Annotated in this window: 24 protein-coding genes; 14 read left to right on the forward strand and 10 right to left on the reverse strand. The window is 68.1% G+C overall.

Going from position 1 to position 24,710, the window contains the following annotated elements:
- From ACX40Y_RS15335 to ACX40Y_RS15345, 3 genes are all read right to left on the reverse strand, one after another.
- Positions 1-1,092: MCP four helix bundle domain-containing protein (locus ACX40Y_RS15335; protein ID WP_459120439.1), on the reverse strand; the 1,092-nt coding region annotated here is incomplete at its 3' end.
- Positions 1,093-1,237: 145 nt separating this feature from the next.
- Positions 1,238-1,852 (reverse strand): response regulator transcription factor, encoded by a 615-nt coding sequence (locus tag ACX40Y_RS15340; RefSeq protein WP_459120440.1) that lies wholly within the window; start codon positions 1,850-1,852, stop codon positions 1,238-1,240.
- On the reverse strand, positions 1,853-4,555 hold the full coding sequence (locus tag ACX40Y_RS15345) for a PAS domain S-box protein (RefSeq protein ID WP_459120441.1): 2,703 nt from the start codon (positions 4,553-4,555) through the stop codon (positions 1,853-1,855).
- Between the two features lie 233 nt (positions 4,556-4,788).
- Here ACX40Y_RS15345 and ACX40Y_RS15350 point away from each other — a divergent pair, with 233 nt between their 5' ends.
- The 3 genes from ACX40Y_RS15350 to ACX40Y_RS15360 all read left to right on the forward strand — a co-directional run bounded on the left by ACX40Y_RS15350 (position 4,789) and on the right by ACX40Y_RS15360 (position 7,971).
- Positions 4,789-6,198, forward strand: coding sequence for an amidohydrolase (locus ACX40Y_RS15350; protein WP_459120571.1), 1,410 nt, complete (start codon positions 4,789-4,791; stop codon positions 6,196-6,198).
- On the forward strand, positions 6,195-7,502 hold the full coding sequence (locus tag ACX40Y_RS15355; RefSeq protein WP_459120442.1) for an amidohydrolase family protein: 1,308 nt from the start codon (positions 6,195-6,197) through the stop codon (positions 7,500-7,502). Before ACX40Y_RS15350 ends, ACX40Y_RS15355 begins: the two co-directional genes overlap by 4 nt.
- 106 nt (positions 7,503-7,608) lie before the next feature.
- Entirely contained in the window at positions 7,609-7,971 is a 363-nt protein-coding gene (locus tag ACX40Y_RS15360) for a hypothetical protein (RefSeq protein ID WP_459120443.1), read from the forward strand.
- Between the two features lie 61 nt (positions 7,972-8,032).
- On the opposite strand, the gene ACX40Y_RS15365 is transcribed toward ACX40Y_RS15360, so the two are convergent.
- Positions 8,033-10,501: a PhoX family protein gene (locus ACX40Y_RS15365; RefSeq protein WP_459120444.1), complete on the reverse strand. Its 2,469-nt coding sequence runs from the start codon at positions 10,499-10,501 to the stop codon at positions 8,033-8,035.
- A gap of 158 nt (positions 10,502-10,659) precedes the next feature.
- On the opposite strand from ACX40Y_RS15365, the gene ACX40Y_RS15370 reads away from it, so the two are divergent.
- From ACX40Y_RS15370 to ACX40Y_RS15380, 3 genes are read left to right on the forward strand one after another with little or no spacing between them, the layout of a single operon-like run.
- Positions 10,660-11,226: a hypothetical protein gene (locus ACX40Y_RS15370; protein ID WP_459120445.1), complete on the forward strand. Its 567-nt coding sequence runs from the start codon at positions 10,660-10,662 to the stop codon at positions 11,224-11,226.
- Positions 11,223-11,687 (forward strand): hypothetical protein, encoded by a 465-nt coding sequence (locus tag ACX40Y_RS15375; protein WP_459120446.1) that lies wholly within the window; start codon positions 11,223-11,225, stop codon positions 11,685-11,687. Before ACX40Y_RS15370 ends, ACX40Y_RS15375 begins: the two co-directional genes overlap by 4 nt.
- The gene (locus ACX40Y_RS15380) at positions 11,684-12,130 is read left to right on the forward strand and encodes a hypothetical protein (RefSeq protein ID WP_459120447.1); all 447 of its coding nucleotides are present in this window, start codon (positions 11,684-11,686) and stop codon (positions 12,128-12,130) included. The genes ACX40Y_RS15375 and ACX40Y_RS15380 overlap by 4 nt, the downstream gene beginning before the upstream one ends.
- On the opposite strand, the gene gspD is transcribed toward ACX40Y_RS15380, so the two are convergent.
- From gspD to gspG, 5 genes are read right to left on the reverse strand one after another with little or no spacing between them, the layout of a single operon-like run.
- Positions 12,124-14,166, reverse strand: a complete 2,043-nt coding sequence (gspD, locus tag ACX40Y_RS15385; protein ID WP_459120448.1) for a type II secretion system secretin GspD — start codon at positions 14,164-14,166, stop codon at positions 12,124-12,126. The genes ACX40Y_RS15380 and gspD overlap by 7 nt on opposite strands.
- 11 nt (positions 14,167-14,177) lie before the next feature.
- Positions 14,178-14,972 carry a type II secretion system protein N gene (locus ACX40Y_RS15390; RefSeq protein ID WP_459120449.1) on the reverse strand — a complete coding sequence of 265 codons (795 nt, stop codon included), beginning with the start codon at positions 14,970-14,972 and terminating at the stop codon, positions 14,178-14,180.
- Positions 14,969-15,340, reverse strand: coding sequence for a type II secretion system minor pseudopilin GspI (gspI, locus tag ACX40Y_RS15395; protein ID WP_459120450.1), 372 nt, complete (start codon positions 15,338-15,340; stop codon positions 14,969-14,971). Before gspI ends, ACX40Y_RS15390 begins: the two co-directional genes overlap by 4 nt.
- A 2-nt stretch (positions 15,341-15,342) precedes the next feature.
- The gene (locus tag ACX40Y_RS15400) at positions 15,343-15,822 is read right to left on the reverse strand and encodes a GspH/FimT family pseudopilin (protein WP_459120451.1); all 480 of its coding nucleotides are present in this window, start codon (positions 15,820-15,822) and stop codon (positions 15,343-15,345) included.
- A gap of 5 nt (positions 15,823-15,827) precedes the next feature.
- Complete coding sequence (gene gspG / locus ACX40Y_RS15405; RefSeq protein ID WP_459120452.1) at positions 15,828-16,244, reverse strand: type II secretion system major pseudopilin GspG; 417 nt, start codon at positions 16,242-16,244, stop codon at positions 15,828-15,830.
- 132 nt (positions 16,245-16,376) lie between these two features.
- Between gspG and gspL the strand changes: the two genes are divergently transcribed.
- The 4 genes from gspL to ACX40Y_RS15425 all read left to right on the forward strand — a co-directional run bounded on the left by gspL (position 16,377) and on the right by ACX40Y_RS15425 (position 20,813).
- A complete protein-coding gene (gene gspL / locus ACX40Y_RS15410; protein ID WP_459120453.1) occupies positions 16,377-17,462 on the forward strand; it encodes a type II secretion system protein GspL in 1,086 nt (361 codons plus the stop codon).
- 5 nt (positions 17,463-17,467) lie between these two features.
- Complete coding sequence (locus ACX40Y_RS15415; protein ID WP_459120454.1) at positions 17,468-17,959, forward strand: type II secretion system protein M; 492 nt, start codon at positions 17,468-17,470, stop codon at positions 17,957-17,959.
- 2 nt (positions 17,960-17,961) lie between these two features.
- Entirely contained in the window at positions 17,962-19,437 is a 1,476-nt protein-coding gene (gene gspE, locus ACX40Y_RS15420; protein ID WP_459120572.1) for a type II secretion system ATPase GspE, read from the forward strand.
- Between the two features lie 149 nt (positions 19,438-19,586).
- Complete coding sequence (locus tag ACX40Y_RS15425; protein ID WP_459120455.1) at positions 19,587-20,813, forward strand: type II secretion system F family protein; 1,227 nt, start codon at positions 19,587-19,589, stop codon at positions 20,811-20,813.
- Positions 20,814-20,818: 5 nt separating this feature from the next.
- Here ACX40Y_RS15425 and ACX40Y_RS15430 read toward each other — a convergent pair whose 3' ends face one another.
- On the reverse strand, positions 20,819-21,451 hold the full coding sequence (locus ACX40Y_RS15430) for a hypothetical protein (protein WP_459120456.1): 633 nt from the start codon (positions 21,449-21,451) through the stop codon (positions 20,819-20,821).
- Positions 21,452-21,534: 83 nt separating this feature from the next.
- Here ACX40Y_RS15430 and ACX40Y_RS15435 point away from each other — a divergent pair, with 83 nt between their 5' ends.
- The 4 genes from ACX40Y_RS15435 to ACX40Y_RS15450 all read left to right on the forward strand — a co-directional run bounded on the left by ACX40Y_RS15435 (position 21,535) and on the right by ACX40Y_RS15450 (position 24,703).
- Positions 21,535-22,575 (forward strand): ABC transporter substrate-binding protein, encoded by a 1,041-nt coding sequence (locus ACX40Y_RS15435; RefSeq protein WP_459120457.1) that lies wholly within the window; start codon positions 21,535-21,537, stop codon positions 22,573-22,575.
- Positions 22,572-23,126, forward strand: a complete 555-nt coding sequence (locus ACX40Y_RS15440; protein ID WP_459120458.1) for a type II secretion system protein GspJ — start codon at positions 22,572-22,574, stop codon at positions 23,124-23,126. The genes ACX40Y_RS15435 and ACX40Y_RS15440 overlap by 4 nt, the downstream gene beginning before the upstream one ends.
- The gene (locus ACX40Y_RS15445; protein ID WP_459120459.1) at positions 23,123-24,016 is read left to right on the forward strand and encodes a type II secretion system minor pseudopilin; all 894 of its coding nucleotides are present in this window, start codon (positions 23,123-23,125) and stop codon (positions 24,014-24,016) included. Before ACX40Y_RS15440 ends, ACX40Y_RS15445 begins: the two co-directional genes overlap by 4 nt.
- An 87-nt stretch (positions 24,017-24,103) precedes the next feature.
- Positions 24,104-24,703, forward strand: coding sequence for a hypothetical protein (locus ACX40Y_RS15450; protein ID WP_459120460.1), 600 nt, complete (start codon positions 24,104-24,106; stop codon positions 24,701-24,703).
- The last annotated feature ends 7 nt before the right edge of the window (positions 24,704-24,710 follow it).

Here is a 24,710-nt window from a genome sequence, read left to right on the forward strand (position 1 = left end):
AACGGCTGCGGCGGTTTCCTCGAGGCTCGCCGCATTCGCCTCGGTCCGGCGTGCCAGATCCTCCGACGCCTGCGCGATCTCGTTCGATCCCGTCCGGATGCTCGCCGTCGATTCCAGCACCGAGCCGATCAGATCGCGCAGGCTGGCCAGGGCATTGTTCAGATTGGACTTGAGTTCGGCATAGGCCGGCGGAAATTCGATCCGGACGTCTGCCGTCAGATCGCCGGCGGTGACGCGGGTGAGGCTTTCGCGCAGCGCTTCGGTGACCATCTTCTGCTCGGTCGCGGTGCGCGCATCGATTTCGGCGCGGTTGACCGCGGCGAGGCGGAATTGCTCCACCGCTTCGGCGATGTCCCCGAGTTCGTCGCCGCGGCCACGGCTCGGCACATCGGCCTTGCCGCCCTCCGCCAGCATTTTGGTCGCTCGGGCAAGGCTCGCCATCGGGGTCGCGACGGTGCGATTGATCACCAGCCATACGCTGGCCAGCGCACCGAACGACAGCGCCGAGAGGCCCAATGTCAGAATCAGCGAGAAGAAGGACTGGGCGTTGCCGCTCTGGTTCGCGTCATCGGCGGCCTCGCGCGACATCGACAGCAGCTTCTCGGTCTGGGCGATGGCGTCGTGCGAGCGGGCCTTGCCGTCGCCCTTGATGAGCTTGATCGCGGTGGCCTTGTCGACCTGACTGGCCTCGAAGATTCGCTTGTTGACGTCGTCGAGCTGCGACTTGATCGTCTTGAGCTCTGCGATCTGTGGCGCGAACGACGGATCGGCGACGTCGCCGAGTTCCTTGATGCGATCGTCGAGCTTGCGGGACGATGCCTCGATCCGGCTCTGAAGCTTGTCGGCGTCCTTTTGGTCCGCGGCGTTGTAGAAGCTGTAGACGATGATCCGCATCTCCTTGATCTCGCTCATCACGTCGGTCAGCGTCGACATGCTGGCGACGCTGTGCTCGACGTGATTGCGAGCGATCTGGGTGAGGTTGCGGTTCGAGATCCAGCCGTTGATCGCCATCGCGGCGGTGAGGGCCGCAAGAAAGCTGAACGCGACCAGCATTTTCTTCGCGAGCGGCCAGTTATTGATAGATGCCAACATTCATCGTCCCAAAGCGGTGCCCCGGCACCACGCCCGGGCGGATGACGGACGCCCCCTGGCGACCTGTTGGCATTATAGGAGATAAATCGAACGCGGTTGGGCCGAGGCGAGCTACGGAGCCCATCGCCTCGGCGAAGCAACCATCTCAGCTTTTTGGAAAAAGTCCTGCTGCAAACGCAATGCGCAACGCTTCGGACAGGCTGCGTACTTCGAGCTTTTCCATCAGGTTCGCGCGGTAGATCTCGACGGTGCGCGGGCTGATGTCGAGTTCATAGGCGATGATCTTGTTGGACCGCCCCTCGATCAGACCTTTCAGAACATCGGTCTCCCGGGGCGACAATTTCGCGATCTTGGCCTCGGACATCGCGGTTCGCGCCGCCGCCTCGCTGTCTTCTTCCAGGCGCGAAAATGCCTGGTCGATCACCTTCAGCAGGAATTCGGCCTCATAGGGCTTTTCGATGAAATCAAGCGCGCCGGCCTTCATCGCCTGGACCGCGAGCCCGACATTGCCCTGGCCGGTGAGCACGATCGCAACGAAGCGCGGCGCGCGATCGAGTGCGGTGAGCACGTCGAGGCCGCTCGAACCCGGCATGTGGAAGTCGAGCAGAAGCACACCGGGGTCGAGCTCGTTCACCTGCGCCAGAAAGGCGTCACCCGAGCGATAACCGCGTACCACGAGATCGGGCCGGACCGACAAAAGGCTGTGCAGCGAGGCGCGAACGGCGTCGTCGTCGTCGACGATGTAGATGGTACGTGTCATTTATTCCTCGCCCCCTTCGACAGCAGGAAGGGTGAAGCGGAACGACGCTCCCCCTTCCGGGTGATTTGAAGCACTTAGAACGCCCCCATGTGCTTCGATAATACGTTTGCTCACCGAAAGACCAATACCCATTCCTTCAGCTCCGCCCTTTGTCGTACTGAAACGCGAAAATAATTTCTCGATGATGTCAGCCGGAATCCCCGGTCCGCTGTCCGTCACGACGATAGCGATCATGCTATCGGGCAGGCGTTCCGAAGAAATGGTTATCTGACGATCGTCGACATTGACCAGCTTGAGTGCCTGAAGCGCGTTGCGCAGAAGATTGACGAGAACCTGTTGTACCTGAATTCGATCTGCAAGGACAAATGGTGCGGTTGGGTCGAGATTAAAGATCACCCGAAGATTTAAATGCCCGGTTCCGACCAGCACGAGTTCGACCGCCTCGCGAACGGTGCGTTCAACCGGCTCGACACGCATTTCGACTTCGCCGCGCGCGACAAATGCGCGCAGGCGCCGGATGATTTCGCCGGCGCGCTGGGTCTGTTCTGCGCCGAGACGGAGAAGGTCGATCACCCGTTCCCCGGTTTCGCCGCGTTCGATCAGCATCCGAGCGGCGGCGAGAAAGTTGGACGTGGCACTGAGCGGCTGATTGAGCTCGTGCGCGAGGTCGGCGGCCATTTCGCTCATCGCGTTCTGGCGCGAGACATGCGCCATCTCGGCGTTGAGGTCGCTCAGGCGTTGTTCGGTTGCGACCCGCTCGGTGAGATCGCGGATGAACACGGTGAGCAGCAGATGGCCGTCGCTGCGCGCGGCGCCGGCGCGCACCTCGATCGGAAAGCGTCGCCCATTGGCCGCCTCGGCATTGCCCATCAGCACCTGGCCGATCAGCCACTCGCCCGGATTGAGCAGCCGTCGCAGCATTTCGTTGCTCGCGTCGCGATCGTCCTGCGGCATGAGCATGTTGAAACCCTGGCCGACGACATCGGCGGCGCGATAGCCCCACAGCGCCTCGGCAGTGGCGCTGAACTGAAGGATGCGGCCGTCCTCGCCGAACACCACCATCGCGTCGGGCACGGTTTCCAGCACCGAGCGCAATTGCGCCTCGCGCCGGCGAAGCTCCGCCTCGCGGTCGTCGCGCTCCGTGATGTCGAGCACCGCGCCGACGGCGCGGACCAGATTGCCCTCGCTGTCGTAGAAGGCTCGCGCCGAGCCCTCGATCGCGCGGCCAGCGCTCTTGCAGTTGGCGAGATGGTAGCGAAAGCCGAACCGTTCAGCATGGTCCGCGACCGTATTGGTGAAGGTGGCGACCATGCTCTGGAAATCGGCCGGATTGATATAGTGCCGCCACGATTCGAACGTCGACATCGCGCCGAGCGGAAGGCCGATCCGCTGTTCGGTACCCGGCGACCAGTCGACATTTCCGGTCGTGACGTCCCAGTCGAACACGCCGAGTTCGTGGGCAGCCGTTGCCTGGGCAAGCCGCTCCTCGCTCGCGCGTAGTGCCTTCAGCGCCGCGACACGCTCCGAAATGTCGGTGATGCTGTGGACGGTGATCGGCAAACCGTTCGCACCCTGGGCCTCGAGCAGCCGCTCGATTACGTGGATCTCGCGGCCCTTCTTGTCGACCTCGACAAGCTCGATCGCGCCATCCGCATCGGGCAGTGCATAGCTGGAGCGCCAGTCGGGGCAGCGCGCCCTGAGCAACATATATTTGTTTTCCCCGATCGCCTCGTCGGCGGTCCAGCCGTAGAGCTGCTGACAGCCGAGCGACCAGTGGATGATCCGCCCGGCCGCATCGGTCAGGACCACCGTGGCCCCGTTGAGTGCCGTGTTCAGTTCGGCCCGCGCGACGCGTTCCCTGCCGACCCGCGTGACCGCCCAGAAGGCGACGACCGCCATCATCACCACGTTGAACAGCGCGATGATCATTTCGCTTCGGGCGTTGGTCTCCAGCGATTCTCGCACGACGACGAGCTCGAACACGGCGGGTATGGCGGGCGCGAGCAGCGCTGCGGCGATGCCGATCCGCACCGCGCGCGGACGCGGCATTCGCAGATCGTGCAATTCATCGAGCGGCGGCCGCAGTATCAACAGCGCGACCGCGATCAATGCGGTAGCGACCGCGGCGGGAATCGAGATGTGCGCCGGCAATCGCTCGTCCGAAAGTGTCGGCGTCACGGCGAGGGTCATCATCGCCATGCCGCTTAGCGCCAGCGGCATGATCGCGATGATCGGCCCGGTTTCCCGAAGCAGTGGCCAGCGGCTGTAGCGTGCCAGCATCGCGATCGAGAGCGTCGCATAGGCGACCGCGGTATTGAGGCTGATGAGTCCCGGCCGGGTGAAGTTGAACCGGCTGACGTCATCGGCAAACAACAGCGTGCCGACGGAAATGCGACCACCGCTCAAAAGCTCTGCCAAAGTCCCCAGCGCCACCAGCCCCGGCCCGGCGAGCAGCGCCGCCGCGAGCTTCGGTCTGCGAAGCGCATGCGCGATGACGGCGAGGGCGAGAAACGAATAGCCGGTGGCCGCAAGTGGCCAGTTCGGAAAATCCTCACGTCCGAAACTGCGCAATTGCGAATTATCGAATGCCCAACCCAATAGTACGACGATGGTGGATAGGAAGGCGAGTGTCGCCAGCCCGATCGCCGTCCCAATTCTCCAGCGCGACTGGTGAAATCCTGTCGCTGAGTGGTCATCATTCACGCGCAAACTACCTGCCCCTGCACAGGTCGTAACCGAGGCTACGTGTCTGCGTAGCATCCGCGAATTGAAAACGAAATGCCAGAACTTCCCTAGCTTGTGCATCATTTTATTGCGGTAACGATCTCATTCGGTTTCGCGTCGCTGACTTGCCAAAGCGTTCGGATGACGCGATCAATCGCACGGGGAAATCCGAAAAGCGTGCGAGGGAGCCACCTTTGATCCGAACGATAGCGATGTTGGCCGCGGCCGTCTCGTTGACGGCGTGCGCCGCGACAGGGAGTGGACGCCAGACGGCCTCCAGCGGCGGCGATGCCGCGCCGGCGAAGGCGCCGGACAAGGGGCGCAGCTATGACCATGATCCATACCCTTCGACCTATCGTCCCTATCCGGGCGCGCCGACGCTGGTCACCAACGTGACCATCTTCGACGGCGAGGGCGGACGGATCGACAAGGGCGCAGTGCTGTTTCGCGACGGCAAGATCGCCGAGATCGGCCAGACGATTGCGCCCGGCGAAGGCGTGACCGTGGTGGACGGGACTGGCAAGTATCTGACGCCGGGGATCGTCGACATCCACAGCCATCTCGGCGACTATCCGTCCCCCGGCGTGGAGGCGAATTCGGACGGGAACGAGGCGACGTCGCCGGTCACTGCCGATGTCTGGGCCGAGCACAGCGTCTGGCCGCAAGACCCGGGCTTCGGGCGCGCTTTGGTCAATGGCGGCGTCACGACGCTGCAGATCCTGCCGGGATCGGCCAATCTGTTTGGCGGCCGATCGGTAGTGCTGAAGAACGTCTATGCCCGCACGATGCAGGCGATGAAGTTCCCCGGCGCCCCCTATGGCCTGAAGATGGCGTGCGGCGAGAATCCCAAGCGTGTCTATGGCAGCAAGGGGCGCCAGCCCTCGACGCGGATGGGCAATGTGGCGGTCAACCGCCAGACCTGGGCACGCGCGGTGGAATATAAGCGGCGCTGGGACAAATATGAGCGCGAGGGCGGTGATCCGCCGACGCGCGACATTGCGATGGATACACTGCGCGGCGTGATCGAGGGCGAAATCCTGGTCCAGAACCATTGCTACCGCGCCGACGAGATGGCGATCGTGATGGATATGGCCAAGGAGTTCGGCTATCACATCTCGGCCTTCCATCACGCGGTGGAGGCGTACAAGATCGCCGACCTGCTGAAGGAAAACGACACCTGCGCGGCGGTGTGGGCGGACTGGTACGGCTTCAAGATGGAAGCCTATGACGCGATCCCGGAAAACCTGGCCATCCTGGAAAAGGAAGGCGCCTGCGCGATGATCCATTCGGATGACGAAAACGGCATCCAGCGGCTCAACCAGGAAGTGGCGAAGGTGCGGGCTGCGGCGGCGCGATCGGGCTTCAACGTCAGCGAGGCGGCGGCATGGAAATGGCTGTCGTACAATCCGGCCAAGGCGCTGGGCATCGCCGACCGGACGGGCAGCCTGAAACCGGGCAAGATGGCCGATGTCGTGCTGTGGAACGGCAATCCGTACAGCGTCTATACGCGGCCGCAGATGGTGTGGGTCGATGGCGCGCTGCTCTATGACGCCAATGATCCGAAGCGACGGCCGGTTTCAGATTTCGAGCTGGGCCAGCCGGGCGAGGGGGATGTGAAGTGAAGAGGATGCTGCTTCTTGCCGCCGCGACGGCGGCGATCGCGAGCCCTGCCGCAGCGCAGGACGTGGCGATCACCAACGCCCGGGTGGTGATCGGTGACGGATCGGCGCCGATCGAGGGCGGAAATGTGGTGGTGCGCGGCGGCCGCGTGGTGGCTGCGGGCGCTGGCGTGCCGATCCCGGCCGGCATGGCCACGGTCGATGCCGGCGGCCGATGGGTGACGCCGGGCATCTTCGCGGGCTTCAGCCGGCTTGGCATCGTCGAGGTCGATGCCGTTGCGCCGACCAACGACGCATCGGCCGGCGGATCGCCGTTCAATGCCGCGCTCGACATCGCGCCTGCGGTCAATCCGCGGGCGAGCACGATCGCCATCAACCGCGCCGACGGGATCACCCGCGCAGTGGTGGCGCCGGAGGTGAGCAAGGGCTCGATCTTTGCCGGGCAGGGGGCGGTGATCGATCTGGGCAGCGACATGGATGCGGTGTCGCGGTCGCGCGCATTCCAGTTCATGGAATATGGCGAAACCGGCGGGCAGGTGGCGGGCGGCAGCCGTCCCGCCGCCTATGCGATGCTGCGTAACATACTGTTCGAGGTGCGCGACTATCTCCGCAATCCGGCGGGCTTTTCCGATCGCGGCCGGGATGCGCTGCTGACGCGCGCCGATGCCGATGCGCTGACCGGCATCGTCCAGGGCAAGGCGCCGCTGCTCGTCCATGTCGAGCGGGCGTCGGACATCCTGGTGCTGCTCAACCTGAAGCGCGAGATGCCGTCGCTGCGGCTCGTGCTGGTCGGCGCGACCGAGGGCTGGACTGTGGCGCCGCAGATCGCGGCGGCCGGCGTGCCGGTGATCGCCACGGCGCTCAACGACCTACCCGCATCGTTCGAGCAGCTTGCCGCGACGCAATCGAACATCGGGCGGATGAAGGCGGCGGGCGTGCTGGTCGGAATCGGCACGATCAACCAGGACGATGCCCGTCAGGCGCGCTGGGAAAAGCAGTTCGCCGGCAATCTGGTTGCGCTCACCCGCGTGCCGGGCGCGACCGGGCTCGACTGGAATGCGGCGTTCGCGGCGATCACGTCCAAGCCCGCCGAGGCGATGGGCATGGGCGACGCGTTCGGATCGCTGCGGCCCGGCCGGCACGGCGACGTAGTGATCTGGGACGGCGATCCGCTCGAGATCGGGACGGTGCCCGTGAAGGTCTATATCGACGGCGTTGAGCAATCGCTCGTCAACCGCCAGACGCGGCTGCGCGACCGATACTGGAAGCCCGCGGAAGGCGCGTTGCCAAAGGCGTATCAGCGCTGAATCGGCGATCGATACGGAACCTTCACAATAGTCGCGCTTTGCCGTGCTGGTGGACCCAGTCACTGGCCGGCGTGGCGCAATGCGCTGGACAGACAGGAGAGTGAATATGAAGAAGCGCGCGATGCTTGCGGTGTTGGCGGCAGTGGCCCTGGCCGGTTGCCAGGGCGACAATCGCGAGGATGTGCTGGCCAACGACACGGCGGAAGCCAATGCGGTGGTCGACAACGGCGAGGCCGGCAACAACGTGGCTGCCGAGGTGATCGCGATGAATGATGCGCAGCGCAACGTGGTATTCATCCGCGCGCTGCTCGATGCCGGGCTGGCGTGCGATCATGTCGAGAGTTCGGAGCGGATGCCCGATCAGGACGGCAACCCGCTGTGGCGCGCCAATTGCGGTTCGCAGGGCAGCCACATGATCACGATCACGCCCGACGGCACCGCGAAGATCGTCAGCCGCTCTGATCGCTGACCGGCCAAACGAAACGGGGGAGGCCGATGGACCTCCCCCGAACGGGTGACGTAGCGGTGGCTTAGAGGCCGACCACGCCGCCGTCATTCTTGGTGATCACGACCACCGCCGAGCGCGGACGCACCGTCGCCGCGACGGTGCCGCCGGCCTGGCTATCCGGCCAGTGGCTGGTCGGGGCCGCGGGCGTGCCGCCTTCGCCGGGATGCTGGATGCCGACGAACAGCGTGCGGCCGTCCGGCGTCGAATCCACGCCGGTGATCTCGCATTCGACCGGGCCGACCAGGAAGCGGCGCAGATCGGTGCCAGGCGCGGCACCGATGCGGGTCGCCTGGGTGGCGGTCGTCCCCCCCGACCCGGTGTTGGTGATCGTACGCGCGCCGCCGTCGCCGACCGTGCCCGGCTGGGCGGCCAGCATCATGCAGTTGGTGACGTCGGTATAGGCGCCATCGTCGGTCTGGATCCACATCAGCGGCTTCACCTGGCCACCGGCACTGGTGGCGCGGGCAAAGGCCAGGCCATCCGGGCTGGAGAAGTCGTTGGTGTCGTTCAGGCCCGACAGGTTGATGTTGGTCGGATCCAGATCGGCGCCCGCGCCAAAGGCATAGATGTCCCAGGTGAAGCTCAGCGCTTCGGTATCGGCTTCCTTGATGCGGATGATGTGTCCGTTCGGGTTGCCATATTGCGACGAGCTGCCCTTCGGGTCGTTATAGTGGCGCGGGTTGGCGGCGTCGGTGCCGGTGAGCGGGCGGTTGGACGCATTGTTGTTGGTGAGGGTGAGGTAAACCTCTCCGGTAACCGGGTTGGTCGCGGTCCATTCCGGGCGATCCATCGGCGTGGCGCCAAGCTTGTCGGCGGCCAGACGGGCGTTCACCAGCACGTCTGCCTGATCGGCGAACGGGTAGGCGGTGTTGGTGCTGTCCAGGCCGTTCTGACCATAGACGAGCGGCAGCCAGGTGCCGGTGCCGTCCGCGTTGAACTTGGCGACGTAGAGCGTGCCCGCGTCCAGATACTTGTCGCCCATCGCGAGGCGATCGGTGGCATTGGCATCGGCGGCGACCCAGGTGGTCGCCGAGACGAACTTGTACATATACTCGCGGCGCGAATCGTCGCCCATGTACCAGGCCGGCTTCTTGCCGACGACGAACAGGCCCGGCCAGCAGCCTTCATGGCCCATGCGGCCCAGCGCGGTGCGCTTGCGCGGTGTCGAGCCGGGCGAATAGGGGTCGATTTCCACGATCCAGCCGAACTGGTTAGGCTCGTTACGGAAGTCGTCGGTCGCGGTGCCGGTGCCGGCGCGGGCGTCCCAGCGACGGAACAGCGTGTTGGTGCTGTCCGCGGCGACCACGGTGGACCAGCCATAGCTGCCCGTATTACTGCTAACACCATAGCGCGCGAGGGCGGTGAGTTCCTTTGCCGTACGGTTTGCATCGTCGCCGCGGCGGCGGAAGTAGCCGGCCCAATTCTCTTCGCAGGTCAGCGCCGTGCCCCAGGGGGTGGTGCCGTTGGCGCAGTTGTTGATCGTGCCGCGGCCGGCCACGCCGGTGGGCGAATAGACGGTCTTGAGCAGGTCCGAACCCCGGGCCGGGCCGTTGAACACTATCGGCGTCGCCGGGGTGATGCGGCGATTGTATGCCGAATCCTGCTTCACCGCCCAGGCGCGATTGGCGCCTTCGGCCACTTCGGTAACCGACACGCCGTGGCAGTCGATTTCCTTCTGCGCTTCGGACTCGGGACGAACGCCGCCGGTGCTCGTGGCGCCGTTCACATGCAGATACTGATCGTTGATGTTCTCGTGGTTCTGGACGAGCAGGCCGCGCGTCGAGCTGGTCGCGTCGCGGGCGGTGCCAGGGGCATTCAGGCCGTACCACCAGAGCGCGTCGCCATGATCGCCGATGCGCTTGTCGAAGTCCGTATCGGTGCCGTCATTCTTGTACGCAGGCACGTTCGCGGCGATCGGATCGCCGGTGCGGTTGATCACGCTGACGGTGTAGCCGGCGGGGACGGTGACCACGTCGAGCTTGTTCTTGGCCACGGCCGTGAAGCCGAGCGCCGGCGGGTTGACCGTGACGGTGGTGGTCGCGGTGGCGGTGTGGCCATTGCGATCGGCCGCAGCGAAGCGGAAGGTGAGCGTCGTCGCGGCGGAAACCACCGGCGCCATGAAGGTTGCGGTGTTGGTGTTGGCGTTGTTCAGCGTGACGGCGGTGCCGCTCACCTGGGTCCAGGCGACGGCGCCGATGGCGTCATCATCGGTCGCGGTGCCGGTGAGCGTGACCATGCGGCCCGAGGTCGCCGTGCCCGCGGCGCCGGCGCTGACCGTCGGGGCGGCATCGTTGTTGAAGCTGGTGTTGCTGTCGCAAGCAGCGACCACCGAGCCGCCGATCGTGGCAGCGACGATCGCGCTGGAGCCGCGCAGCATCTGGCGGCGCGAATAGCGCTGATCGGCCAGTTCGTTGAGCGTTACTTCGGTGCTGGCATTGGTGTCGACGTCGCCATCAGTATAGGCGAACGGCGTTTCAATACGATCTGTCATCGAATCCCCCTTTAGGATTGCCGGACTTTGCGCCGGCACCGTTTCTCCTTGGGGGCGTCCGGTGAAGGCATGATGGAATCGCCGTTGCAACTCGGCGACAGGTCAGCGGCGCGAATGTGACACTTTCCACCGGGCGGGCGGGCGGCTAAGCGCCGGGCATGCAAGCGGGTGCTCCCGATCCTGAGCCCGGGCCGACCGAGCCCGACCACAGCCTTGTCGGCCGACTGGCGGCGGCGGTGCGGCGTCGGCGTGCGCCGCCAGGCCCGGCCGGCGGTCGGGCAACGGGCGAGGGCGGCCGGCGGATCGGCCGGGTGCTTGCGCTCGCCGGGCTGATCGCGGCCGGGCCGCTGGCGGTGGGCGCTGGCGCGCGGCTGCTGCACATGGCGGTCAACCGCGACATCGAGGCGACACAGGCCGCGCTCGCGCCGAAGCTCGCCGAAGCGCATGATCGCGCAGTCGTTCGCGACGCGCTTCAGGCGACGCTGGTGGGGCCTGGGCCTGCCGAGACGCTCGACCGGATCGCGGCGGTGCTGCCCGCGGATGCGAGCCTGTTACGGGCCGAACGGCTGGCTGACGGTGCGCTGGAACTGGACATTGCCAGCGCGGACCCGGACGCGCTGCGCACGGCACTTCACCGCGCGCCCTGGCTCGCGCGGCTGCACGACATCGGCCAGCGGCAGGGCGACGGGGTAATGATCGTCTCGCTGCGGCAGGCGGCGAAGTGAACCTGCGCCCGATCCTGACGGGGCTTGGGGGCGGCATTGCGCTGGCGCTGCTGCTGGTGCCCTGGGCGATGGGTGGCGTGCGCGAGCTGAATGCCGCCCGAACCGCGCGGGCCGATCTTGCGGCGCTGGCCGCTCGGCCGGCCGAGGCGACCTCGTTGCTGCCGGGGGCTCTCGCGCTCCCGGGGGGCGACGCCGGCAAGGCACAACGGCAGATGGCGGCGCGGCTACAGGCGCTGGCGCGTGGCGGTGGCGTACTGGTCGAGGCGATCGAGCCGGTAGCGGCGCCGGCGCCGATGGCGATGCTGCGCGTGCGCCTATCGGGCGGCGACAAGGCGGTGATCGCGCTGGCGGATGCGATCGTGCGCGAACGCCCGCTGATGCGATTCCAGACGTGGCGCATCGCACCCGCCGAGGGTGGCGGCGTGCGGCTGAGCGGCGAGATCGTGGCGGTGCGGCGATGAAGCGCGATCGGCCCTGGCTGATTGCGCTGGCGCTGGCCGGGGGCTGGGCGATCGTGCTGCCGGTAATGCTGCTGTTGCCGCACCACCGGCCGGCGGATGCGCAGCGCCTGTCGGCGGCCGTGAAGCCGCTATCGACGACGCCGGTGCCGCCGATAGCGCATGTTTATGATCGTGCGCTGTTTTCGTCGCGTGCGGGAGGCGGGGATACGCTGCCGCCGGATGCGCCACAGCTGAGCGGCATCGTCGGGCGCCTGGGGAGCGATGCCGTCGCGCTGGTGCGGACGGGCGAGGGCGCGACGCGAACGCTGGCGATCGGCGAAAGCGTCGACGGTTGGCGGCTCGAATCGCTGTCGATCGACGCGGCGCTGTTCGTTCGGGGCGGCGAGCGGGCACGCGTGCCGCTTCCCGGCGACGACGCGGCCCCGCCCGCGACGGATCAGTAGATCCCGTCGATCTCCACCTTCAGCCGCGCCGGCGGCGGCGCGAGCAGCAGGCTGTTTCGCTTGGCGCTTTCCGCCTCGTCGGCGCGCAGCCGGGCATAGCGATCCTTGGCGGCGGCGCTGGCATCCTCGCCGTCGCGCAGGATCGTCGGCTTCAGGAAGATGAACAGCGTGCGCTTCTGGTGCTGTTCCTTGCGCGCCTTGAACAGCTCGCCGATCAGCGGGATGTCGCCGAGCACCGGCACTTGCTGGCGGGTATCGGTATAGTCGTCGCTGGTGAGGCCACCGAGCACGATCGTAGCGCCGTTATCGGCCAGCACGGTGGTGTTGATCGCGCGGCGATTGGTGATGATGTCTGATGCCGACGAGACCGTGGTGCTCGCGATTGACGACGCTTCCTGGTTCACCTGAAGCCGGATCGTATCACCCGCATTGACGCGCGGCAGGACGCGCAGCGTGATGCCGACATCCTTGCGCTCGATCGTCTGATAGGGCGTGGTCGAACTCGAATTTGTGAGGACCGAGCCGGTGACGAACGGCACGTTCTGACCCGCGACGAATTCGCCGGGGACATTGTCGAGCACGGTGATCTGCGGCGTCGAGAGCAGGTTCGCGCGGGTGGACGTACCCAGCGCCTGGAGCAGCATCGAGAAATTGTCGCCGATCGTGAAGTTTGCAGTGCCACCCGTGCCCAGCACCGATCCGGCGGGCACGCCGAGCGCGGTGAGGATCGTGCCAAGCGAGGTGCCGCCGGTGGTGAACGACGTGCCCGCGCCCGTCACCTGGCTGAGCACGGCGCCGCTGGTGCCGATCTGCACCGCCAGCTGCTCGGCATCGTCGCCGGTGATCTCGGCAATGGCTGCCTCGATCAGCACCTGCGGACGGCGGACGTCGAGATCGGTGATCAGCGGTTCGATCGAGGCGATCGCGCTCGGCGCACCGCGGACCACAACGGCGTTGAGTTCGGGCGCGGGCTGCACCGTCAGGTCGGGCGTCGAGAAGCCCTTGGGCGTGGGCGCGGTGTTCGACTGCATCGTCGGCGTGGTGGTGCTTGCCGCCGCCTGAACGCCGCCGCTCGTATCGGCGCTGCCGCTGGTGCCGACCGACGAGGCGGTCTGCGCGGAAAGCCGGGCGAACGGGTTGGTCGATCCGCTCGACAGGCTGGTCGCGACCGGGTTGTCGACCGAGTCGCCCAGGCCGAGCACACCGCGCAGCACGTCCGTGACGGTTTCGGCATCGGCATAGTTGAGGCGGAACATCCGCGTGATCGGCGTCGCGCCGCCCGGCTGGTCGAGCGACACGATCATCCGGCGCGCCTCGCCGACCGACGCGGGCGTGCCGCGGACGATGACGGTGTTGCTGCGCTCGTCGGCGGCGACGCGCGCGCCCGCCGCCTGATCGCCGCCCAGCACGTTCTGCAGCGCCTGCGCGACGGCGGGGGCGCTGCCGTTCTTGAGCGCGATCGCAGCGAAGGCGGCACCGCCGCCACCGTCGAGCTGGCGGACGATTGCCTCGATCCGACGGACATTGTCGGCATAGTCGGTGATGACGATCGCATTGGGGCTGGTGAGCGGTTCGACGCTGCCGAAGCTGGCGACCAGCGGCCGCGCGATCCGCGCGGCATCCGCGGACGGCACGTTCGACAGCCGCACCATCCGCGTCATCAGTTCCTGCCCGGCCGAGCCGCGTGCGGGCACGCCACCGTCGCGGATCGCGTTCGCGGCCGGCACCACGCGCCAGGCGCGGCCCGAGCGGACCGCGGCATAGCCGTTCGCGCGCAACACCGACTGGAACAGATCCCAGACGCCGCTGGGGGTAAGCGGGCTCGACGAGGTGACCGTGACGAGGCCCTTCACCGCCGGATCAAGGATCAGCGTGCGGCCGGTGATCCGCGAGATCTGATCGGCCACGTCGGCGATTTCCACGCCGCGCATGTTGATGACGACATCGGCCGATTCCTGCGCCTGCGCCGACGCCAGCACGGGATCGAGGAGCAACGGCGCGAGCGCGAGGCAGGCCAGGGCGGAGCGAATCTTCACAATGGTTCTCTCTAGCGGAGCGGTACGGTAAGCGTCAGCTGCTTGCCGTTGCGGAGGATCTGGACCTGCGCCGACCCGCTTTGCTGAGCGGCGGCGAATGCGGCGTCGGCTGCGCGGGTGTCGGTGAGGGGCGTACCGTTAACCGATGTGATGACATCGCCGGCGAGCATGCCCGGCGGGCCGCCGCTCCCGATCCGGAACCCTTCCGATGTCGGCGTGGCGCCCAGCTTCTGCATCACGGCGGCGCTGTTGCCGGGCAGCTCGGGCGGCGGCTGGACGCCCGGGCCGGCGCCCGGCGGCGGTGCCTCGCCGGTCGGCGCGGCGGCAGCGGCGGCCTGGCGTTGTTCGGGCGAAAGGGTGGGGTCGGGGAAGGCCAGAAATTCGCGACGGCCGCCATGTTCGAGCACCACCCGATCGCGCTGGATCGCGGCGAGGGTCGCGCCGCTGACCTGCTGGCCGATGCGGAACGGCTGTGCCGGGGCGCCGCTCACCGCAATGAACGCCGTCGACAGCTCGGCCGGGATCGCGGCGACCAGACCCTTCAACTCGATCGGCAAGCTGGTCGGCTGGGGCGCATCGACCACCACCGCCTTGCCGAAGGGGGCGAGGGCGATGGCAGGTGCGAGGTCGGGCGCGGCGGCGGAACCGCTTCCGCGCGTGGGGACGGTGATCGCGCCGGTGCCGGCATGGCCCGCGATCCGCCAGGTCAGGCCGGCGAGCGCAACGGCGACGGAGACCACCACCGCGCCGGTCAGCAGATCGAGCGCGGTGCGCGTCTGGCGCGGGGTGAGGGCGAGGCGAGTCATCCCTTGCGTCCGTCGACGAAGCCGTCGAGCGATGCAAGCGGCGTCTTCTCGGCATCGGCGAATACATTGATCCGCACGCGAACGATCTCGGGATCGTCGGTGCTGCGACGGTCGACCGCGATGCGCCAGCGCTGGCCGAGCATCTCGACCTTCGGTTCGCCGGCGATGCCCGCTTCCATTTCGGACAGGCGGTTTTCGGCGACCCACATAGCGGCGGCGCGGCGCTCCAGGCCACGGGTCGAATCGATGTGCGTCTGCACCGTCCGCATCAGGCCCACCGTGGCGATGGCGAGTACGGCCAGCGCCACCAGTGCCTCGATCAGAGAAAAGCCGCGCGCCGCCACAGGCACGTCGATCGGCGCGGCCATCGTTACGAAGCCGGAGCGGGGACGGCGCTGGCGGTCAGCCCGTCATAACGGACCAGCCAGCGCTGGCTGCCATTGTCGATCGTCGCCGAGAGCGGCTTGCCCGACCCATCGACGCCGAGCACCACCGGCGGGCGCGTGTCGAGCGTGAGGGTGATGCCGCCGGGCAGCGTGTGCGGGGCAAGTGCATCGTCGGTGCGCGGCGCCAGCTTCCCGTTGGTGCCGATCGTCGCGAAGCCATAGCCATGCGCATCGGCCGTGAAGGCGACCAGCCGATCGCCGAGCATGGCGTCATCCGCCGCCGCCTGGAGCCGCGAGGCGAGGCGGCGTGCCTCGCTCTCGACGCTGGGCTTGCGGCTGGCCGCGCCGATGCCGAGCGTCACCGCGCCGGCCGCGACGCCGATGATCGCGAGAACGATCAGCATCTCGATCAGCGTCAGTCCGGCCTCGGAAGGCCGGCGCACGACGATGGCGCCCCCCCGCATGCGGATCAGCCCTTGCCTTCGATATCGGCGTCGACGCCCTCGCCGCCGGGCTTGCCGTCCTTGCCGAGCGAACGGATCGTGAAGCTGCCGCCCTCCGACTTATACTCATAGGGCTTGCCCCAGGCGTCGAGCGGCGGCGCGGACAGATAACCGCCCTGCGCCCAGTTGGACGGGACCGGCGGGATCGTCGGCTTTTCCACCAGCGCGTTGAGGCCCTGGCCGGTGGTCGGATAATCGCCATTGTCGAGGCGATACATCTTCAGCGCGCCTTCGATGCTGGCGATGTTGCCCTTGGTCGTGGTGACGCGCGCCTCGTCGGGGCGGTTGATCACGTTCATGGTGATGAGGCCAGCGACCACCGCGATGATCACGAGCACGATCAGCATCTCGATCAGCGTCAGGCCGGCTTCGCGGTCGGGCACGGCACGGCGCTTGCGCGCGGCCTGCTGCGGTGCGATGTCACTAAACTGTTTCAAAACTATGCGCATCCCCACCCCATGCGTCCTACCCATGAAGCTTCTATGACAAATGGCTCCCAAACGCACGAGATGCCGATGCCGCGCGCCGCGGGCGTGTGGACGCTGGCGGGCGACCGGCTGATCATAATCGACGCGGACGGCCCCGCAACTGTCGTCGTGCCGAGCGAACGGGTGCGGATGCTCGCCGTCGACCTGCCGTTGCCGAGCCGCGCCAAACGGCGTGCGGCACTGCCATTCGCGATCGAGGACCGGATCGCCGATCCGCTTGATTCGGTGCATCTGGCGCTGGGCACGCGCATCGATCCGCAGGACGCGCCGAATCGCTATCTAGTCGGCGTGGTGCGGCGCGAGACAATGGCCGAATGGGTTGCGCTTGCCCAGGCTCAGGGGCTGGGCGATGCGGCGATGGTGCCCGATGCGCTGCTGCTGCCGCGTCCGGGCGAAGGCTGGGCGGTGGCGGTGCGTCAAGGCCGGGCGCTGGTGCTCGCCGCCGACGGCACGGGCTTTGCGGTGCCGGCGGCGCTGCTCCGGGCGGCATGGGAAGCGGCCGGACGTCCGCGCATCTACAATCATGGCGAGCCACTGGCGGACGACATGCAGAGCGTTGCTGCTGCGTCCGATACGCGGCAGCCGGGGGGGCGGGCCGCGCTGGCCGCCGCTGAGTTAGACCTGCGCCAGGACGAATTCGCGGTGCGGACGCGGGCGGGGATTTCGAGCGGCTGGCGGCGGCTCGGCTGGATCGTCGCGGCCGGTGCGGCCGCGCATGTCGCGATCGCCGGGGCGGACACGGTGATGCTACGCCGGATCGCCGACCAGCGCGCCGAGCAGACGCGGGCGATCGTGTCGCTCGCAGCGCCCGGCGCGGACCTGTCGGGCGATCTGGTGGGCGCGGTGACCGGCCTGCTGCCGCAGGGATCGGGTGGGCCGCCCGACCGGTTCATGCCGCTGCTCGTTCGTGTTTCCGCAGCGCTGGGGCCGGTTTCGGGGGGCGTTGCGGTGCGCGCGCTGCGGTTCGAGGGCAATGTGCTGACGCTCGATCTCGCGCCGGGCGACGCCGGGCTTGCCGAGCGGATCGGCGCCGCGCTGCGCGCCGCCCGCATATCGGGCAACGCGACGGCATCGCCCGACGGCGCCATCCGCATTACGGCGAGCGCGGCATGAGGGATATGATTCGAAGCCAACTGCCGACGCTCGACGCCGGCATCACCCGCACCGCCGACTGGTGGCAGGCGCGCAGCCCGCGCGAGCGGCTCTGGCTGGCGGTGCTGGGGGCGCTGCTCGCGGGCGTCGTGCTCGTCTATGGCGTGATCAAGCCGATCCAGGCCGCGCGTGCCGCCGCGCTGGCCGACATCCGCACCTACGACACATTGATCGCGCGCACCCGTGCCGCCGGGACGCTGGGCGGTCCGCGCGTCCAGCGGCGAACCGGCGATCCCGCGACGATCGCCACCCAGTCTGCCGCGGCGTTCGGCGTGGCGATCGCCACCACGCCCGTCGCCGGCGGCGTGCGGGCGACGGTGGCGGATGCAAGCTATGACTCGCTGCTCGCCTGGCTGAACGATGTGGCAGCGACGAGCGATCTTCGCGTCCGGCGCGTCTCGATCGAGCGGCGCGGCGCGCCCGGCCGGGTCGGTGCGATGGTGGAGTTCGGCCAGTGACGCTGCCCGAGACGCTGGCTGAGGTGCCGACGCTGCCCTATGGCTTTGCTCGCCGCCACGGCGTGCTGATCCGCGCGACGCCGGCGGGGATCGAGTGCCTGCACCGCAGCGATGCCGGTCTGGACGGCCTGATCGAGGTGCAGCGGCTGGCGCCCGGCGCCCGCTTCATCGCGCTTGAGGGCGCGGCATTCGATACCGCGCTCGGCGAGGCCTATGGCGGGGCCGGGGGTGCTGCGGCGGACATCGATCTGGACGGCATGGACCTGGCCGCACTTGCCGACAGTGCGGCAAGCGTCGACGATCTGCTCGACACGCGCGACGATGCGCCGGTGATCCGCCTCATCAACGCGCTGCTGCTCGAAGCGGTGAAGGAAGGCGCGTCGGACGTCCATATCGAGACGCAGGAGAAGCGGCTCGTCGTGCGGTTCCGCGTCGACGGCGTGCTGCGCGACATGATCGAGCCGCCGCGCGCGCTGGCGCCGCTGCTGGTGAGCCGCATCAAGGTGATGGCCAAGCTCGACATCGCCGAACGGCGCGTGCCGCAGGACGGCCGCGTCACGCTGCGCATCGGCGGGCATGACGTCGACGCGCGCGTTTCGACCATCCCGACCCAGCATGGCGAGCGGGTGGTGATGCGATTGCTGGAAAAGGGATCGCTCAAGCTCGACCTTGCCGGGCTGGGGATGAGCGAGCGCGACCAGGCGGTGTTCGGCCGGCTGCTCGAACGGCCGCACGGCATCCTGCTCGTCACCGGTCCGACCGGCTCGGGCAAGACGACGACGCTTTACACCGCGCTGACCCGGCTCAACGACCGCAAGCGCAACGTGATGACGGTCGAGGATCCGATCGAATATGAGCTGGCCGGCGTCGCCCAGACGCAGGTGAACCCGCGCACCGACATGACCTTCGCCCGTGGCCTGCGCGCGATCCTGCGCCAGGATCCCGACGTCATCATGGTTGGCGAGATCCGCGATCAGGAAACCGCGCAGGTGGCGGTGCGATCGGCGATGACCGGGCATTTCGTGCTCTCGACGCTGCACACCAACACCGCCGTCGGATCGGTGACGCGGCTGATCGACATGGGCGTCGAGCGTTACCTGCTGGCGCCGATGGTGGTCGGGCTGTGCGCGCAGCGGCTGGTGCGGCGGCTCTGCCCGAACTGCCGGCAGCAAGATGTAGCGAACGAGGCGGATTCGGTGCTGCTCGGCGGCGCGCTGCCGGTGGGGACGCCGGTGTGGCGGGCCGTCGGCTGCGACCAGTGCCACGGCGAGGGCTATCGCGGACGCGCCGGGCTTTACGAGGTCGTCGCAGTCGACGAGGCATTCCAGAAGCTGATTCATGACGGCGCGAGCGAGGCCGAGATCGAACGCCACGCGCGGGCGGACAATCCGAGCCTGCTCGACGACGGTGTGGCCAAGCTGCGCGCCGGGGTGACGACGGTGGAGGAAGTCGCCCGGGTCGTGAGGGACGAAGCGTGAGGGGGCCCCTGATCCTCCCCGGCACGGGGAGGGGGACCATGCGCAGCATGGTGGAGGGGGGTATCCTCACCCGAACCGCTTGTCGGGAGCCCCGTCCACCCCGCGGCTTCGCCGCGCGGTTTCCCTCCCCGTGCCGGGGAGGAATGTAAGTGCCCGCCTTTGCCTATCGTGCTGCGGATCGCACCGGCGCCGCCAAGAAGGGCGTGATTGAAGCTTCCAGCGCCGCCGCCGCGCGGGCGATGCTGCGCGAACAGGCGTTGCTGCCGCTTTCGGTCGAGCCCGCCGCCGAACGCGGCCGCACCATCGGATCGATCACCCTGCCGCGTTTTGGCCGCGGCGGCGTCAGTGCCCGCGCGCTCGCCACCGTCACGCGCCAGATCGCCACGCTGGTCGGCGCCGACATCGCGATCGAGGAGTCGCTTCGGCTCGTCGCAGCGCAATCCGAGCAGCCGGCGGTGAGTTCGCTGTTGCTCGAGGTGCGCGGCGCGATCCTCGACGGGCGCAGCTTCGCCGCCGCGCTGGCGCAGCACCCAAGGGCGTTTCCCGAATTCTACCGCGCCTCGGTGGCAGCCGGCGAAGCCTCGGGCAAGCTGCCCGACGTGCTTAACCACCTCGCCGAATTCGTCGAAAATCGTCAGGCCAATGGCCAGAAACTTCAGCTGGCGCTGCTGTACCCCGCACTGCTGGCGTTGGTGTCATTCGGCATGATGGTGCTGCTGATGGTCTATGTCGTGCCGGACATCGTGAAGGTGTTCGTTTCGCGCGGCGCCGATCTGCCGCTGCTGACGCGCGCGTTGATCGCGATCAGCGCGTTCCTCCAGCATTTCGGCGTCTATCTGCTGATCGCGATCGGCCTCGGCGCGGTCGGCTTCGGGCGGTGGATGCGGGTGCCCGCCAATCGATTGCGGGTCCATCGGTTCTTTGCGGAGCGGAGGCCGTTTCGTCGTTTCAGCCGCCAGTTGAACGCCGCCCGGTTCGCGGGCAGCCTTGCCACGCTGGTCGGCAGCGCGGTGCCGCTGGTCGAGGCGCTGCACGCTGCGGCGGCGGTGACGCCCAACCATTTCGTCCGCGAAAAGGCGTTCGCGGTCGGCACGCGCGTGCGCGAAGGCATCAGCCTGCGCGCAGCGATGCAGGAGGCGGAGGTCTTCCCCTCGATGCTGGTCGCGATCGTCGCGTCGGGCGAAAGCTCGGGCAGGCTCGCGCCTGCGCTCGGCCGCGCTTCGGGCGAGCTTGAGCGTGAACTCGACGCGCTGGTCGCCACGCTGGTTGCGCTGGTCGAGCCGCTGGTGCTGCTGGTGATGGGCGGGCTGGTGCTGCTGATGGTGCTCGCGATCCTGCTGCCGATCATCAACCTCAACAATTTGGTCGGCACCTGACCCTCTCAGAGCTTTCCCTGAATGCGGGCGCCGCCGGGCAGCCCGATAAAGGGGAGGGTGCGGGCACCGTCTGCCGTCAGCCCCAGGTCCAGCGTCCCGTCCTCGCTCAGCACCGCGTCGAAGAGCGTCTGGCGGCGCTGCGTTGCCGGGGTAATCCGCATCGCCGTGCGTGCGCCGACATGCTCCGCCGTGAAGAGCAGCGCCGGCACCGACTGCGCCGCGCCATTCGGTTTGGTGCGGCAACTGCCCGGATCGGTCCTGACCTTGCCGTCGAGCATGCGGGCACCGCCGCCGACCGCGATCCGGGCCATCTCCACCTGCATCGTCAGCGCGCAAGTGAAGGGCAGATCGGGCTGGATCGCCTGGAGGAGGCTCGAATCGGCGGCACCGCTGACATGATCGAGTACTGCGCGGCCGCCGAGATGGATGAGCGCCCGGCCGCCCAGATCGGTGTCGGGGCCGGTGGCGTGCCAGTCGGCCGCGAAGCCGAGGCTGGTCAGCGAGCGCAGCGGCGCCAGATGCCATTCGAGCTTGCTGCCCCCCGCCACGCCGACTTCGCCGTTCCAGATCGTGCCGGCGACGCCCGTTCGCCACGGCACATTGCGGACGAGCACGCTGGCCGGCATCGTCGTCACCATCGCGATCGCATAGGCCCCTATGCCGAGCAGAGCGAAGACGATAAGACGCCGCCGTGCCCCACCCCCTGAATCCGGAGTCGGCAATGGACCGGCGGTCCCTGTTGCGGTTGCTGCCATCGGGCCTCGTCGCATCGGCGGCATCGCTCTCGTTTCCCTCGTTCGCATTCGCGGGCGACAAGAAGGACAAGCGCCCCATCGCCCTGTTGCTGCCGCTCACGGGGTCGCGAGCGGCGCTCGGCCGTAGCATGCGGCAGGCGGCTTTGCTCGCGGAAAACAGCGCCTTCGTGCTGAGTTTCGATACCGGCGGCACGTCGGCCGGCGCGGCGCGCGCGGCCGGCGAGGCGTTGCGGCGCCACCCTGCGATGATCCTCGGGCCGCTCGGCGCCGAGGAAGTGCCGGCGGTGGGCAGCACGGTTGCCGGGCGGGTGCCGGTGATCGCCTTCAGCAACGATTCGGTGCTTCGCCAGCCGGGGCTGTGGATCTTCGGCATCACTGCGGGGCAGGTGACGAGCGCCATCCTGCGCTATGCGCGGAGCCGGGGTGTGCGATCGGTGCTGATGATCGACGACGGGACGCCGTGGAGCGCCGCCGCCGCGATCGAGGCGGGCCGGATGGAGAGCGAGATCGGCCTGCGCCTGCGCGTCGTGCAGGTCCGCCCCGGCCAGCCGCTGCCCGATGCCGGCGACGCGACCGATGCCGTGCTGCTGCCTGGCAGCGGCGAGCCGGTGTTGGCGGCAGCGCGTGCGCTGAAGGACAGCGGCGTCCAGTTGCTCGGCACGATCCAGGGGCTCGATTCGCGGCCACAGGCGCTCGAGGCGCTCGACGGGGCCTGGCTCGCATGCCCGGACCCGGCCGCGTTCGCCACCTTTGCCCAGGCATTCGAAGCTCGTAACGGCGGCGACCCCGGCACGATCACCGCGCTCGCCTACGACGCGGCGGGCGTCGCCAACACGCTGCGCGGCGCCGACGCGCTCGACATGCAGGGGCTGGTCGACGCCAAGGGCTTTCATGGTGTCACCGGCCCGGTGCGGTTTCGTACCGACGGATCAGTGGCGCGCGACTTCGCTATCGTCGTCGCGAGCCGGGAAGGCTATCGTGCGGTGGCGGTGAGTTCGGGTTCGTGAAACGCACTGCCGAAGCCGGGGAGTCCGGCTTCACGCTGATCGAACTGATGATTTCGCTGGGGCTGTTCGCGCTGATCGCGGTGGCGGGCCTGGCGCTCGTCGATGGCATCATCAACGTCAACGGCCGGACAGAAGGGCGACTCGATCGCCTTGCTGCGCTCCAGCGGACGATGTTCGTGCTGACCAGCGACCTCGACCAGATCGCGGCAGGACCGATCGAAGGCGGCGGCAACCGGCTGTCGTTCACGCGCAGCGCGCCGGGCACGGGCGGTGTCGCGGTGCCGGTTCGCTATGCCGTTGTCGGCGGCACGCTGGTCCGTGCCGCGCCCGCGCCGCAATTGCTGTTGCCCGCGGTGGTGCGCGCGCGCTGGCGCTTCTGGGACGGCGGCTGGGTCGATCGCTGGCCACGCGACACCAGCGAAACGGAAAAGGCCCGCTGGCCGCGTGCCGTGGCGCTCGACCTCGAAACTGCGGGGCCGGGCGGCTCGCCGGTCACGCTGCGACGGGTGGTGACGCTGCCAAGCCGCGCCAAGCAGGACGAGCCGGAATGAGCCGCTCCCATCCTCCGCGCGACGGCGAAAGCGGGATGATCCTCGTCAACGTGCTGATGTTCGTTGCGATCGCCAGCGGGCTGGTGTTGCTGATGATCGACCGCGAGGAACTGGCGCTCGACCGCGGCCTGCGGATGCGCGAGGCGGCGCGGGCGCAGGCGATCGTGCGCGGCGGCGAACTGTCCGCGCTGGTGGCGCTCCGCCGGGATGCGGAGACCGCCCCGGAGGTCGATCATGCCGGTGAACCCTGGGCCAGGTTGGCGGAAAATGGCGCACCGATCGAAGGCGGCACGTTCGATCTGGCGATCGCCGACGCCGAAGGCCGCTTCAACATCAATTCGGTGCGCACCGGCGAGGCAGGGGCGGTGGTGCTGCTTCAGGAGATCGCCAACGATATCGGCATGCCGCCCGAACAGGTGGTGGCGGCGATCCAGTATGTCCGGCTGGAGGGGCCGATTACCGACCTGCGTCCGTTGCGGCTTGCCGGCATCGAGCCGAAGGTTGCCGACCGTCTGGAGCAACTCGTTACGGCCTTGCCCGGTCCGTCAACGATCAACCTTAACTCGGCCGTCCCCGATCTGCTGCGCATCCTGTTCAAGGATCCGCTTGTCGCGTCGCGGCTGGTGGCGGTGCGTGCCCGCCAGGGCTTCCTGACGCTGAAGGATCTGTCCGACCAGAATGTGACGCTGCCCTGGGGCACGTCGTTCCGCTCGACGCATTTCTGGGTGCGGACGCGCGCGACGATCGGCTCGACCAGCCAGCAGGAAGCAACGCTGATCCAGCGCCGGCGGCTGCCCGACGGGCGAATGGACGTGGTGCCGGTGGAGCGCTGGCGCAACGCCGCGGTACCTCCCGGTGCGCCGTCACTGGAGGGCAGCCCGTCCTCCTGATCGCTTGTCGAGCTGCGGCTATTCTGCTTTCCTCGCCCTTTGCTGCACCGGCGATGGTGAGATTCTGGCGCAACGAGGTTCCTGCAATTGCTACGCATTTTCCGCTGGGGTGAGATCAATGCGTGGCGCGACGCCCATGTCCGGCTGGCGCGGGCGGTGCTCAACCAGGCGGCGGCGGATCTGATCGAGACGCTGGATGCGACGCTGTCGCAGGCCAATTGGCAGGATGGGCTGATCGATCAGACGCGCTTCGTCGCGACCCGCGTCGCGCCGGTGGTGCGCGAGGTGGCCGAGCCGCTCGCGCGGCGGGTAATCGACGAGGCGAACCGCGCGCTGGCGGCGGTTTCCGATCACGAGGTGCTTTGGCGGCCGATCGCCCCCGAGACCAACCTGGTGCGCGACATGTTCGAAGAGGTGCAGGACTGGGCGGCTGCGGGGGGCACGGCGCTGTCCGGCCTGATGCGGACCGCCGCGGGCGGATTGCCGGTGGGGGAGGCGCGCGTCGGCCGCGTGCCGCGCGACACGGCGGGCGAATGGATGCGGCTGCGCGCCGAGCAGCGCCTGCGCGCCAAGGTCCACGCCTATGTCAACGCCGCCGTCGTCAAGGGGCCGAAGGGCCGCCCGTCGATCCTCGATCATGTGACCACGCTGCTTCGTGAAGGTTCACGCGAGGCGCGGTACCGTTAGCCGGCAG

This window comes from Sphingomonas sp. RS6 (assembly GCF_054489705.1).